We start from the raw sequence: 12,742 nt of genomic DNA, 5'->3' as shown, positions 1-12,742 counted from the left end.
CCTATATCAACACTGCCCCGCTCACACTCTTCCCCTCCCCCCCGCTCTCCCCTCCTCGTCAAACACCCCCCTTTTTCACGCATCGAAGGGCGCGATGTTTCACGTGAAACATCGCGCCCTTCGATGTGAGGTGTGAGCTACTTGTTGTCGCCCAGGCAGAGCACGAAGGAGTCCGAGCCCTCCTGCCAGGTCAGGGTCGCGGTGGTCTTGTCCTGGACCGACGTGCAGGCAAGCGAAGCCAGCGTCGAGCCATCCGCCTTCTTCAGGACGGTGTGCGTGGCCTTGGAGTCGGAGCAGTCGAGCTTCTCGACAGAGGCGTTGCTGTCCGTGCCCTTGTTACGCAGGCAGTCGCCCACCGCCAGCTTCTCGGCGTCATCCCCACCCACGACGAGGTACGAGATACCGGCCACGAGCAGACCCGCGATCGGCAGACCGAAGCGCAGCACCTTCTTCAGGCCGCCGCCGCGAGGCGCCGGAGGCGGGACCGGGGCGCCACCCTGGTTGAAGTAGGGAGAGGGCTGCTGCGGAGCACCCTGCGGAGCCGTCTGCTGGCCGTACGGGTTACCGCCCTGCGGCTGCTGGCCATAGGGGTTCTGACCCTGGGCGAACGGGTTCTGGCCCTGCGGCGGCGGAGTGGTCACGTGGGGGTCCCCCTCGAACGAGTGCCTGTTGGCGTGGAATTGACGTTCGTGAAGCTATCGGGAACCAGTGACAAGTCTGAAGTCCAGAGAGGCTCTGTGGCACTGATGTGACACTTACTGCACCTCAGATCGGTACATAGCGGCTGTAGTTGCCGCGTAGAGCAGCGCAACCGTGATCACCAGTGCCACCGATTTGCCGTCCGGCGGCAGGATCAGCGCAGCCACGGCGGCCGCTCCGACGAACGCGACATTGAAGAGCACGTCATAGACGGAGAAGATCCGGCCACGGAAGCCGTCATTCACCACGCCCTGCACGGTGGTGTCCGTGGCGATCTTCGCGCCCTGGGTGACGAGTCCCAGGACGAAGGCGGCGACAAGTATCGGTGCGGGGGCGAACGGCAGCCCGAGTGCCGGTTCCAGTACGGCTGCCGCGCCGGCACACGCCACGATCCAACCGGCCGGCCCGAGCCGGCCCACTGCCCAGGGGGTCACCACGGCCGCGGCGAAGAAGCCCGCACCCGACACCAGGACGGCGACCCCGAGCAGGGCGAGCCCTTCGGATTCGCGGGAGGTCCATGCGTACCGGCAGAGCATCAGCACCATCACGGAGAGTGCGCCGTAGCAGAACCGCATCGCCGTCATCGCCGCCAACGCCCGTGCCGCAGGCCGTCGTTCGGGTTCCAACAGATGCCGTACGCCGGCGGTCAGCCCCCGCGCGGTGGAGGCCACCGCGGCGCCGATGCGGGGCTGCACCAGAGAGGGCTCGGGGCCGAGCAGGTCGCGCGCGAACCGTACGGCGACGAGGGCGGAGCAGAGATAGAGGACGGCGCCGAGCAGCACCACCGCCGCATCGGAATCGGCGACGAGCAGCCGTACGACGAAAGCGAGGCCGCCGCCCGCGGTGGCCGCGAGGGTGCCGGCTGTGGGGGAAAGGGAGTTGGCGATGACGAGGCGCTCGCCGTCGACCACGCGGGGCAGGGCGGCCGAGAGGCCGGCCAGGACGAAGCGGTTCACGGCGGTCACGCAGAGGGCCGAGGCGTAGAAGAGCCAGTCGGGGACGCTCAGCAGGATCAGCACGCCGGTTACGCAGGCCAGGCAGGCGCGGAGCAGGTTCCCGTAGACGAAGACCTGGCGACGCGGCCAGCGGTCAAGCAGGACGCCCGCGAAGGGGCCGATGAAGGAGTACGGAAGCAGCAGCACCGCCATGGCGGAGGCGATGGCCGCGGCCGAGGTCTGCTTCTCCGGCGAGAAGACCACGTACGTGGCGAGCGCGACCTGGTAGACCCCGTCGGCTCCTTGGGAGAGCAGTCGTACGGCCAGCAGGCGGCGGAAATCCCGGAAACGCAGCAGCATGCGCAGGTCACGTACGACGGCCATGGTCACAGCCTCACACAAGGAGAAGGCCCCCGGCTCGCAGGAAGTGTGCGAACCGGGGGCCTCAACAGCCCTTAGGCGATGGGTGTTTCACGTGAAACAGATGGACGTTTCACGTGAAACACCCGCGGAGGAGTCGGAGCTCAGCGCTCGACCTCGCCCTTGATGAACTTCTCGACGTTCGCGTAGGCCTCGTCGTCGAAGTACTGAACCGGCGGGGACTTCATGAAGTACGAGGACGCCGACAGGATCGGGCCACCGATGCCACGGTCCTTGGCGATCTTCGCGGCGCGCAGGGCGTCGATGATGACACCCGCGGAGTTCGGGGAGTCCCAGACCTCGAGCTTGTACTCGAGGTTCAGCGGAACGTCGCCGAACGCGCGGCCCTCAAGGCGGACGTACGCCCACTTGCGGTCGTCGAGCCACGCGACGTAGTCGGACGGGCCGATGTGCACGTTCTTCTCGCCGAGCTCACGGTCGGGGATCTGCGAGGTGACGGCCTGCGTCTTGGAGATCTTCTTCGACTCGAGGCGGTCGCGCTCGAGCATGTTCTTGAAGTCCATGTTGCCGCCGACGTTGAGCTGCATGGTGCGCTCAAGACGGACACCGCGGTCCTCGAAGAGCTTCGCCATCACGCGGTGCGTGATGGTGGCGCCCACCTGCGACTTGATGTCGTCACCGACGATCGGCACGCCGGCCTCGGTGAACTTGTCCGCCCACTCCTTCGTACCGGCGATGAAGACCGGCAGAGCGTTGACGAACGCGACCTTGGCGTCGATGGCGCACTGCGCGTAGAACTTCGCAGCGTCCTCGGAACCGACGGGCAGGTAGCAGACGAGGACGTCGACCTGACGGTCCTTGAGGATCTGGACCACGTCGACCGGGGCCTCGGCGGACTCCTCGATCGTCTGGCGGTAGTACAGGCCCAGACCGTCGAGGGTGTGACCACGCTGGACCTGGACGCCGCTGTGGGGGACGTCGCAGATCTTGATCGTGTTGTTCTCGCTCGCGCCGATGGCGTCCGCCAGGTCGAGGCCGACCTTCTTGGCGTCCACGTCGAACGCGGCGACGAACTCCACGTCACCGACGTGGTAGTCGCCGAACTGCACGTGCATCAGACCCGGGACCTTGGTGTCCTTGTCGGCGTCCTTGTAGTACTCGACGCCCTGCACGAGCGAGGCGGCGCAGTTACCTACACCGACGATGGCTACGCGAACCGAACCCATTCCGGTTGCTCCCTGTGTGTACGAGGTGAGGCCCACTCACGGACCTCACTTGCTGGTGTCGTCGGACGGATCCGGCCGGGTACTGCCCCCGTGCCGGGGCAGGCCGCCCGTCTCTCCTGATGTGTCCTGCTGAGCGCTGCTTCCGGGTGCGGACCTGCGGTCCCGTCCCGCTCGCTCGCTCTCGATGAGCTCGTTCAGCCAGCGCACTTCGCGCTCCACGGACTCCATGCCGTGCCGCTGCAGCTCGAGTGTGTAGTCGTCCAGGCGCTCGCGGGTGCGGGCGAACGAGGCGCGCATTTTCTCCAGGCGCTCCTCGAGCCGGCTGCGGCGGCCTTCCAGGACGCGCATGCGTACGTCTCGCTCCGTCTGTCCGAAGAAGGCGAAGCGGGCGGCGAAGGTCTCGTCTTCGTACGCATCCGGGCCGGTCTGCGAGAGCAGCTCCTCGAAGCGTTCCTTGCCGTCCGCCGTAAGCCTGTAGACGATCTTGGCTCGGCGGCCGGTGAGGGATGCCGCGAGGGCGTCCTCCGGAGTGCTGCCCGGTTCCTCGATCAACCAGCCGTTGGCGACCAGCGTCTTGAGGCAGGGGTAGAGCGTCCCGTAGCTGAAAGCCCGGAAGACCCCCAGTGACGTGTTGAGTCGCTTGCGCAGCTCATAGCCGTGCATCGGAGATTCCCGGAGAAGTCCGAGGATGGCGAACTCGAGGATGCCGGAGCGCCTGCTCATACCTCGCCACCTCCGTACATTCCGGGTCCCCAAGGACTCTTTATGCCGTGCTGATGTATCGAGTCGATACATCAGCACGATAGAACGGCCCTCGGGATGCGACAAGAGGGGGGTGGGTGAACGGCGTCACATCACTGATTCACAGCAGGCAAGTTGCCTGATTTGGGGTGAACTTCAGGGCCTGGCGGGTTTTGACGGTGCGTAGTCTGTGCGCCATGCATTTCACCGAGAGCCACGAGACCCACGAGGGTCGGGGGACGCCTGTGGACGTCGTGGCACCGGATGCTGTGCGGATGAGCCCGGGGAGGGGCCTGTCCGTACTACGGGGGGACTGGAACTCACCTGCCGCCTTCAGGCGTGGGGTACCACGCCTGCCCGAGGAGTAGTCGTTCGATGAGCGAGCACCGTCGCAAGCCTCCGCAGTCGCACGGTGGTGGACGTGCAGCGGCACGGCGCGGCATGACAGGTTCGTCAGGCCGGCGCGCAGCGCCGCGGGGATCATCTGGATCCCCTTCCTCGTACGAGGCTTCGGCCTCGTCGGGTATGTCGGGTACATCTGGTACGTCCGGTGAGGATCGCCCCTGGGGCGGCCGGGCCGAGGCGCGGCGAGCCGCGCAGCGCTCCACGGGTGTCGGCGGCGGCGGTGGCCGGCGCCGGGCGCCCGAGGGTGGTGGCCGCGGCGGTCATGGCGGCGGTGGCGGCCGGCGCGGCGGCTCCGGTGAGGCCGGAGGGCCGGGGCGCGGGCGGGGTCGTTACGAGCCCGGCAAGAAGCGCTGGGTCGACTATCCGCGGTCGGACCGCGACGGCCTGAAGCGCTTCGTCCCGTCCTGGAAGCAGGTCACGGGCTGTCTCATCGGCTTCTTCGGAATGATGGTCGCGGCGGCGGGGATCGCCTACTCGATGGTGGAGATTCCCACCGTCGACAAGGTCGCCAACAACGAGAGCAACGTCTTCTACTGGGACAACGGCAAGCAGATGGCGTCGACCGGCGGCAAGGAGAACCGCCAGATCGTCGACATCGATCAGATCCCCACAGAGATGCAGAACGCGGTGATCGCCGCGGAGAACGCCAGCTTCAGGACCGACAGCGGTGTGGACCCGATGGGTATCGCCCGTGCAGCGTTCAACATGGCCACCGGCGGTGAGACGCAGGGTGGTTCGACCATCACCCAGCAGTTCGTGAAGAACACCTACCTGGACCAGAGCCAGACGGTCTCCCGTAAGGCCAAGGAGCTCTTCATCTCCATAAAGGTCGGTACGCAGATGTCGAAGGACGACATCCTGGCCGGCTATCTCAACGCTGCCTATTACGGGCGTAACGCCTACGGCATCCAGGCCGCCTCGCAGGCCTACTTCGGCAAGAACTCCCTCGATCTGAGCCTTAGCGAGAGCGCCTTCCTCGCGTCGGTCCTCAAGGGTCCGAACCTCTACAACCCCGATGGTGGTGTGGGGCCCAGCGCGACCAAGCAGCGCAACGAGAAGCGGGTCGAGGCCCGTTGGAAGTGGACCCTCGACCGCATGGTGGAGGTCGGCAAGCTCACCCAGGCGGAACGGGACAAGGTCACCGAGTTCCCGACGATAGAGAAGCGCAAGTCGCCGCTTGCCGGACAGACGGGTTATCTCCTCGACATCGCGAAGCAGGAAGCCGCGAGGAAGATGGACATCTCGATCGAGGACCTCGACAAGGGCGGCTACAAGATCTACACGACCTTCAACGAGAAGAAGGTCAAGGCTCTGGAGAACGCGGTCGACAAGACTCGCAAGGAACAGGGCAAGCGCATGGACAAGCTGGTCCAGTTCGGCGGCTCGTCCATCGACCCGAAGACCGGCCAGATCAAGGCGGTGTATGGCGGGGCCGGTTACGACAAGGGCTATTACGTCAACAACGCCCGCACCACGGGTGTACCGGTCGGGTCGACGTGGAAGCCGTTCGTCCTGGCTTCGGCGATGGAGAACGGGACGCAGGAGAGCGACGGCACCGGCATTTCCCCGATGAGCCGCTACCTCGGTGACGACAACACCATCATCAAGGACCAGAACGGCGACCCGATCCCGAACGGCAAGGGTGGGCCCTTCCGTCAGCAGAACGAAGAAGACGGCAAGAAGTACGGGCTCGTCACGCTGAAGTTCGCGATGGAGAAGTCCATCAACGTGCCGTTTGCGCAGCTGGGTATCGACGTCGGGTTGGACACGACCCGCAAGACGGCAAGGGCACTGGGAATCCCGGAGAACAGCTTCGACACGGGCAACATGGACAACGTCTCGTTCTCGCTGGGTACGTCCACGCCTGACGCGGTCGCCTTGTCCAGCGCGTACGCGACCTTCGCGGCCGAAGGGGAGCACTACGAGCCCTACTCCGTCACCAAGGTCGTGAAGGACGAGAGGGAGCTGGACGGATTCCAGAAGCCCACGGGCAAGGACGCTCTCGACCCGGATGTCGCCAACGGCGTCACCGAGGTCCTGGAGAACGTCGTCCAGAACGGTACGGCCAAGCGCATCGCCGACATCGGCTTCCCGGCGGCCGGCAAGACCGGCACCACCGATGACAACCTCTCGGCCTGGTACGCGGGTTACACGCCCGAACTCTCCACGGCGATCGGTGTGTTCCGCTCCGATCCCGAGGAGGGCAAGCTGCTCCGTATCACCGGCGATGCCGGTGACTCGATCCACGGTGGTGAGGTGCCCGCGCAGGTCTGGAAGGACTACATGCTCGAAGGCACCAAGGGCGAGGACCACGGCGATTTCACGGACGCCCCCGACATCGGCGAGATCGTCGGCAAGCCGACCCCCTCGCCCACGCCGTCCCCCAGTGAGGATGTCGACCCCGACCCGAAGCCGTCGCATGGGAAGCCTGAGCCCTCGCCTTCGATCGATCCCTCCCCGTCGTGTGCCGACTGGGACCTCATCTGCCAGTCCAACGGCGGTCAGAACACCGGCGGTCAGGATGGTGGTCAGGACACCGGTGGCACCACCGGCGGCGAATCCTCACCACCGCCGACCACCGAGGAACCAACCGGCGGTAATGGCAACGGCAATGGAAACGGCTGGTTCGGAGGAACCGGGTAGGTCGCTCAGGCCGGTGTGTTTCACGTGAAACACACCAAGGCCACCGTTTCACGTGAAACATGGGCCGCCGCACCTCAGGGTGCGGCGGCCCTCGCCGTATCCACGGCGCCGTACGGCAGGATGAACCCCATGACGAGCACGAGCCCGAGCCCGCGCACAGGACCCGGCACGGACCCCGCCGAGGAGCCGGTGGCGCCGACACGGCAGGACGAGGTCGCCGCGGCCGGCAGTGAGCTGATCGGCGGTCCGCTCGGCCGCAGAGCGCTGTTGGGGGGCCACTGGTGGACCCCGGTGCGCATCATCGCGCTCATCGCCATCGGGATGTTCGCGCTCGGCATGGTGCAGAAACTGCCCTGCTACAACGGCGGGTGGTTCTTCGGCGCAGGCGCGCAGTACACGCACGCCTGCTACTCCGATATCCCGCACCTCTTCCAGGGGCGTGGCTTCGCCGAGGATCTCGTCCCGTACTTCGACCGCATCCCGCGCGATATCTCAGGCGGCATGGAGTACCTCGAATACCCGGTGCTGACCGGGGTGTTCATGGAGGTCGCGTCCTGGATCACCGGAGTCCCGACCGACTCCACCGACACCCTGCAGTACCGCGAGCAGGTCTACTGGCTGGTCAACGCCGGCATGCTGATGGTCTGCGCCGTGGTCATCGCGGTCTGTGTCGCCCGTACGCACCGGCGCCGGCCCTGGGACGGGCTGCTTGTCGCGCTGGCCCCTGCGGGCGCGCTCACGGCGACCATCAACTGGGATCTGCTCGCGATCGCGCTGACCGCCGCCGCGATGCTGATGTGGTCGCGTTCGCGTCCGCTGGCCTTCGGCGTGCTGCTCGGTCTGGCAACCGCCGCCAAGCTCTATCCCGTGTTCCTGCTGGGGCCGTTGCTGCTGCTGTGCTGGCGGGCAGGGCGATGGCGGGAGTTCGGGATCGCCTTCGCGGGCGCGGCAGGCGCCTGGCTGGCGGTGAACCTGCCGGTGATGATCGGGGCCTTCGACGGCTGGGCGAAGTTCTACACGTTCAGCCAGGAGCGCGGGACGGACTTCGGCTCGTTCTGGCTGATCCTGCAGCAGCGGATGGACACCCCGCTGAGCACCGAGACCGTCAACACCCTGGCCACGCTTCTGATGGTGGCCTGCTGCGGTCTGATCGCCGCGCTCACCCTGACGGCACCGCGCAGGCCGCGTTTCGCACAGCTCGCCTTCTTGGTCGTGGCGGCGTTCATCCTCACCAACAAGGTCTATTCACCGCAGTACGTGCTGTGGCTGATCCCGCTCGCGGCACTCGCCCGGCCCCGCTGGCGGGACTTCCTGATCTGGCAGGCCTGCGAAGTCATGTACTTCCTCGGGATCTGGATGTACCTCGCGTACACGACGAGCGGTGACAAGCACCAGGGGCTGCCGGAGGAGGGCTATCAACTGGCCATCCTGCTCCACCTCCTGGGCACGCTGTACCTCTGCGCCGTCATCGTCCGCGACATCCTGATGCCCGAGCGCGATCCCGTACGCAAGGACGGCTCGGACGACCCCTCGGGCGGCGTCCTGGACGGGGCCACGGATGTCTTCGCCCTGGGCCGGGCGGCACATCCGCCGAGGCATGCGGCGCACGGGACTGATGGGACGTATGTGCAATGGGGTGTGGTGAGCCCTGAGCCCACTCTGGGAGGTCCAGTTCAGGAGAGTTCGCCCTGAGCGAACGGCTTCGCTGTACGTACGCCGAAGGGGCGCCCACAACCGGAGTTGGGGCGCCCCTTCGGCGTACGTACAGCTGTGTCTCAGCGGTCGACGAGCCGGTCGAACTGCGTCGTGGTGTGCCGAAGATGGGCCACCAGCTCCTCGCCCACCTTGGGCTCCGTGGAGTCGCTCGGCACGAACAGGATCGACACCTGCATGTGCGGCGGCTCGGCGAACCAGCGCTGCTTGCCGGACCAGACGAACGGCGAAAGATTCCGGTTGACGGTGGCCAGGCCCGCGCGGGCGACGCCCTTGGCGCGCGGCATCACGCCGTGCAGCGCCTTGGGCGCCTCGAGGCCCACACCGTGCGAGGTACCGCCGGCGACGACCACCAGCCAGCCGTCGGAGGCGGCCTTCTGCTGGCGGTAGCCGAAGCGGTCGCCCTTGGAGACGCGCGTGACGTCCAGAACCGCGCCGCGGTACTCCGTGGAGTCGTGGTCGCCCAGCCACAGGCGCGTGCCGATACGGGCGCGGAAGCGGGTCTGCGGGAACTGCTGCTGGAGACGGGCCAGTTCCTGCGCGGACAGGTGGCTCACGAACATCGTGTGCAGCGGCAGTCGGGCCGCGCGCAGGCGGTCCATCCAGCCGATGACCTCCTCGACGGCGTCCGAGCCGTCGGTGCGGTCCAGCGGCAGGTGGATGCCGAAGCCCTCGAGCCGTACGTCCTCTATGGCCGCGTGCAGCTGGCCGAGCTCGTGCTCGCCGACGCCGTGCCGCTTCATCGAGCTCATCACTTCGATGACGACGCGCGCGCCCACCAGGCCGTGCACGCCCTCGACCGAGGAGACGGAACGGATCACGCGGTCCGGCAGCGGCACCGGCTCCTCGCCGCGACGGAACGGGGTGAGGACGAGGAGATCGCCGCTGAACCAATCCTTGATCCGGGCGGCTTCATACGTGGTGCCGACGGCGAGCATGTCGGCGCCGAGCCGGGTCGCCTCTTCGGCGAGCCGCTCGTGGCCGAAGCCATAGCCGTTGCCCTTGCAGACGGGGATGAGACCCGGGAACTGTTCGAGCACCTGCTTGTGGTGTGCCCGCCAGCGCGCGGTGTCGACGTAGAGCGTGAGCGCCATGGCCGGTACCCGGAACCTTTCTCGTGTCTGCGGTGTATCAAAGGTATGAAAGCTAATTGTGCTCGCTCGGCCGCGGCGCCGACGCGATACGGGAAATCAGCGGCGCGGCCTGTGGGTCGCCCGGCTGCTCGGTCAGCGGCGCGACATGTAGATGTCGAGCGCCTTGTGCAGCAGCTTGTTGAGCGGGAAGTCCCACTCGCCGACGTACTCGACGGCCTCGCCGCCCGTGCCGACCTTGAACTGGATCAGGCCGAAGAGGTGGTCGGTCTCGTCGAGCGAGTCAGAGATGCCGCGCAGGTCGTAGACGCTGGCGCCGAGCGCGTAGGCGTCGCGGAGCATCCGCCACTGCATCGCGTTCGAGGGCCGGACCTCGCGGCCGATGTTGTCGGAGGCGCCGTAGGAGTACCAGACGTGACCGCCGACCACGAGCATCGTCGCGGCCGCGAGGTTCACGCCGTTGTGCCGGGCGAAGTACAGCCGCATCCGGTTGGGGTCCTCGGAGTTGAGGGCCCGGAACTGCTGCTGGAAGTAACTGAGCGGCCGCGGGCGGAACTTGTCGCGGATCGCGGTGATCTCGTACAGGCGCTGCCACTCGGCGAGGTCCTCGTAGCCGCCCTGGACGACCTCGACACCGGCCTTGTCGGCCTTCTTGATGTTGCGGCGCCACAGCTGGTTGAAGCCCTTCTGGACGTCTTCCAGGGAGCGGCCGGCGAGCGGCACCTGGAAGACGTAGCGGGGCTGCACGTCACCGAAGCCGGCGCCGCCGTCCTCGCCCTGCTGCCAGCCCATACGGCGGAGCTTGTCGGAGACCTCGAAGGCACGCGGCTCGATGTGGGTGGGCTCGATATCGCGCAGGCGCTTGACGTCCGGGTTCTGGATGCCGGCCTTGATCGCGGGGGCGTCCCACTTCCGGATCACGACCGGCGGGCCCATCTTCACGGAGAAGGCGCCCTGCTGCTTGAGATGGGCGAGCATCGGCTTCAGCCACTCGTCCAGGTTCGGGGCGTACCAGTTGATGACCGGGCCCTCGGGCAGGTACGCGAGGTAGCGCTTGACCTTGGGGAGCTGGCGGTAGAGGACCAGGCCCGCGCCCACGAGCTCACCGGTCTTGTCGTCGAACCAGCCCAGGTTCTCGGAGCGCCACTCGCTCTTCACATCTGCCCACGCCGGGACCTGGCAGTGGCTCGCCGACGGCAGGCTCTGGATGTACGCCAGATGCTGCTCGCGGCTGATGGTCCTCAGGGTCAGGCTCATGCGGGGCGCTCCTCGGCTGGGGTGTCCCCCGGAGTGAAGGGGGTCCGGCTCTCGCGCCGAAGCCTACTGCGCCGTGGGAGCGCCTCTCATGGCCGCCTACCGACTCGGCCCGTCCGCGTGGAGGTCCGGAGGGCCGAGGCCTGGATATGGGGAGTGGTGTCGGGCGAGCCGCCGGGGTCGGGCGGCTCGGGTGGTGCGGGTCGGTGGGGCGGCCGAGGCCCCGGGAGCCGAGGTCAGCCGCCGACCACACCGCCGAAGAGGCCGCCGTGGGCCATACCGAGGAAGAAGCCGACCGCCGCGGCGCCGAGCCCGATGATCAGCAGGGTCCGCTCGCGGGTCGTCTCCGAGATGAACTGCCCGTAGGCACCCGTGAGGATCCCGATGAGACCCGTCCAGGAACTGAGCAGATGGAGGTTGTGGAACATCGCGGAGACGAAGGCCGTGATGCCGAGCACCAGGGTGATCGCAAGCAGCGTGTCCTGGAGCGGATGGGGCTTGCCGTCGGTCGCGAAGAGCGAGGTCGCGGTGTTGGGTCGCATTGCCTGTGCCATGGGAGGCACCTCCTGGCATGAGCTGGCGCATCGTAGCGCCGTGGACACCCGATGTGTACAGATTGCGTCTCCTTACCACCGGATTTCAACCGGAGAGGGGGAGCCAGGTACTCTGTAACGTCTGCACCGGTGTCTGCCCAGGTCCACTGGGCCCCCACGGCCGTCTCCCCGTTCCTGCGGGGCCCGATTGTCAGTGGCGGCTGATTTACTCGGAGACGTCGTTGCAACACGCATCACAACCCTCCTGCCACGGAACGACCGTGGCCGCTGAGTCCAAAGGAGGTGGGTTACACATGCGTCACTACGAAGTGATGGTCATCCTCGACCCCGATCTCGAAGAGCGTGCCGTTTCGCCGCTGATCGAGAACTTCCTCTCCGTCGTCCGTGAGGGCAACGGAAAGGTGGAGAAGGTCGACACCTGGGGCCGTCGTCGTCTCGCGTACGAGATCAAGAAGAAGCCCGAGGGCATCTACTCGGTCATCGACCTGCAGGCCGAGCCTGCGGTCGTCAAGGAGCTCGACCGCCAGATGAACCTGAACGAGTCGGTCCTCCGGACCAAGGTCCTCCGCCCCGAGACCCACTGAACTTCCGGTTCAGCGGTATCGGGATCTGAGTAGCAGCAAGCAGCCAGCAGCAACCCGCCGAGAGGTATCCCCCATGGCAGGCGAGACCGTCATCACGGTCATCGGCAATCTCGTCGATGACCCCGAGCTGCGTTTCACCCCCTCCGGTGCGGCGGTCGCGAAGTTCCGTGTCGCGTCCACTCCCCGCACTTTCGACCGGCAGACCAATGAGTGGAAGGACGGCGAAAGCCTGTTCCTGACCTGCTCGGTCTGGCGTCAGGCGGCGGAGAACGTCGCGGAGTCGCTTCAGCGAGGCATGCGCGTCATCGTGCAGGGCCGGCTGAAGCAGCGGTCCTATGAGGACCGTGAGGGCGTCAAGCGCACGGTCTACGAGCTGGACGTCGACGAGGTCGGCGCCAGCCTGCGCAGTGCCACGGCCAAGGTCACCAAGACCAGCGGCGGCGCCCGTCAGGGCGGCGGCGGTGGTTACGGCGGCGGCGGTGGCGGCGGCCAGCAGGGCGGCGGCAACTGGGGCGG

The 12,742-nt window shown here is 66.9% G+C and carries 11 protein-coding genes; 4 read left to right on the top strand and 7 right to left on the bottom strand.

Going from position 1 to position 12,742, the window contains the following annotated elements; all coding sequences use genetic code 11:
- Window positions 1-137 precede the first annotated feature (137 nt).
- The 4 genes from ABT367_RS37640 to ABT367_RS37625 all read right to left on the bottom strand — a co-directional run bounded on the left by ABT367_RS37640 (window position 138) and on the right by ABT367_RS37625 (window position 3,964).
- Window positions 138-641 (bottom strand): LppU/SCO3897 family protein, encoded by a 504-nt coding sequence (locus ABT367_RS37640; RefSeq protein WP_352257998.1) that lies wholly within the window; start codon window positions 639-641, stop codon window positions 138-140.
- Between the two features lie 114 nt (window positions 642-755).
- Window positions 756-2,018: an MFS transporter gene (locus ABT367_RS37635; protein ID WP_352257996.1), complete on the bottom strand. Its 1,263-nt coding sequence runs from the start codon at window positions 2,016-2,018 to the stop codon at window positions 756-758.
- Between the two features lie 140 nt (window positions 2,019-2,158).
- Window positions 2,159-3,241 carry an inositol-3-phosphate synthase gene (locus ABT367_RS37630; protein WP_352257994.1) on the bottom strand — a complete coding sequence of 361 codons (1,083 nt, stop codon included), beginning with the start codon at window positions 3,239-3,241 and terminating at the stop codon, window positions 2,159-2,161.
- 45 nt (window positions 3,242-3,286) lie between these two features.
- Window positions 3,287-3,964, bottom strand: coding sequence for a PadR family transcriptional regulator (locus tag ABT367_RS37625; protein ID WP_352257992.1), 678 nt, complete (start codon window positions 3,962-3,964; stop codon window positions 3,287-3,289).
- A gap of 393 nt (window positions 3,965-4,357) precedes the next feature.
- On the opposite strand from ABT367_RS37625, the gene ABT367_RS37620 reads away from it, so the two are divergent.
- Window positions 4,358-7,030 carry a transglycosylase domain-containing protein gene (locus ABT367_RS37620; protein WP_434975629.1) on the top strand — a complete coding sequence of 891 codons (2,673 nt, stop codon included), beginning with the start codon at window positions 4,358-4,360 and terminating at the stop codon, window positions 7,028-7,030.
- A 129-nt stretch (window positions 7,031-7,159) separates the two neighbouring features.
- Window positions 7,160-8,722, top strand: a complete 1,563-nt coding sequence (locus tag ABT367_RS37615; protein ID WP_352257988.1) for a glycosyltransferase family 87 protein — start codon at window positions 7,160-7,162, stop codon at window positions 8,720-8,722.
- Between the two features lie 83 nt (window positions 8,723-8,805).
- On the opposite strand, the gene ABT367_RS37610 is transcribed toward ABT367_RS37615, so the two are convergent.
- From ABT367_RS37610 to ABT367_RS37600, 3 genes are all read right to left on the bottom strand, one after another.
- Window positions 8,806-9,837: an alanine racemase gene (locus ABT367_RS37610; RefSeq protein ID WP_352257986.1), complete on the bottom strand. Its 1,032-nt coding sequence runs from the start codon at window positions 9,835-9,837 to the stop codon at window positions 8,806-8,808.
- 132 nt (window positions 9,838-9,969) lie between these two features.
- Window positions 9,970-11,091 carry a lipid II:glycine glycyltransferase FemX gene (locus tag ABT367_RS37605; RefSeq protein ID WP_352257984.1) on the bottom strand — a complete coding sequence of 374 codons (1,122 nt, stop codon included), beginning with the start codon at window positions 11,089-11,091 and terminating at the stop codon, window positions 9,970-9,972.
- Window positions 11,092-11,324: 233 nt separating this feature from the next.
- Entirely contained in the window at window positions 11,325-11,642 is a 318-nt protein-coding gene (locus ABT367_RS37600; RefSeq protein ID WP_165331415.1) for a hypothetical protein, read from the bottom strand.
- A gap of 293 nt (window positions 11,643-11,935) precedes the next feature.
- Between ABT367_RS37600 and rpsF the strand changes: the two genes are divergently transcribed.
- The gene (gene rpsF, locus ABT367_RS37595) at window positions 11,936-12,226 is read left to right on the top strand and encodes a 30S ribosomal protein S6 (RefSeq protein ID WP_004950685.1); all 291 of its coding nucleotides are present in this window, start codon (window positions 11,936-11,938) and stop codon (window positions 12,224-12,226) included.
- 73 nt (window positions 12,227-12,299) lie between these two features.
- A partial coding sequence (locus ABT367_RS37590; RefSeq protein WP_352257982.1) for a single-stranded DNA-binding protein occupies window positions 12,300-12,742 on the top strand: 443 nt, incomplete at its 3' end.

The organism is Streptomyces mesophilus, from assembly GCF_040300965.1.
In the GTDB taxonomy this organism is placed as follows: Bacteria; Actinomycetota; Actinomycetes; order Streptomycetales; family Streptomycetaceae; genus Streptomyces; species Streptomyces mesophilus_A.
This window is presented reverse-complemented; position numbering and strand designations above follow the sequence as displayed.

Bases quoted from the DNA above. Each gene is read 5' to 3' on its own strand.
- ABT367_RS37635 (WP_352257996.1), bottom strand. From the start codon at position 2,018: ATGGCCGTCGTACGTGACCTGCGCATGCTGCTGCGTTTCCGGGATTTC.
- ABT367_RS37630 (WP_352257994.1), bottom strand. From the start codon at position 3,241: ATGGGTTCGGTTCGCGTAGCCATCGTCGGTGTAGGTAACTGCGCCGCC.
- ABT367_RS37625 (WP_352257992.1), bottom strand. From the start codon at position 3,964: ATGAGCAGGCGCTCCGGCATCCTCGAGTTCGCCATCCTCGGACTTCTC.
- ABT367_RS37620 (WP_434975629.1), top strand. From the start codon at position 4,358: ATGAGCGAGCACCGTCGCAAGCCTCCGCAGTCGCACGGTGGTGGACGT.
- ABT367_RS37615 (WP_352257988.1), top strand. From the start codon at position 7,160: ATGACGAGCACGAGCCCGAGCCCGCGCACAGGACCCGGCACGGACCCC.
- ABT367_RS37610 (WP_352257986.1), bottom strand. From the start codon at position 9,837: ATGGCGCTCACGCTCTACGTCGACACCGCGCGCTGGCGGGCACACCAC.
- ABT367_RS37605 (WP_352257984.1), bottom strand. From the start codon at position 11,091: ATGAGCCTGACCCTGAGGACCATCAGCCGCGAGCAGCATCTGGCGTAC.
- ABT367_RS37600 (WP_165331415.1), bottom strand. From the start codon at position 11,642: ATGGCACAGGCAATGCGACCCAACACCGCGACCTCGCTCTTCGCGACC.
- rpsF (WP_004950685.1), top strand. From the start codon at position 11,936: ATGCGTCACTACGAAGTGATGGTCATCCTCGACCCCGATCTCGAAGAG.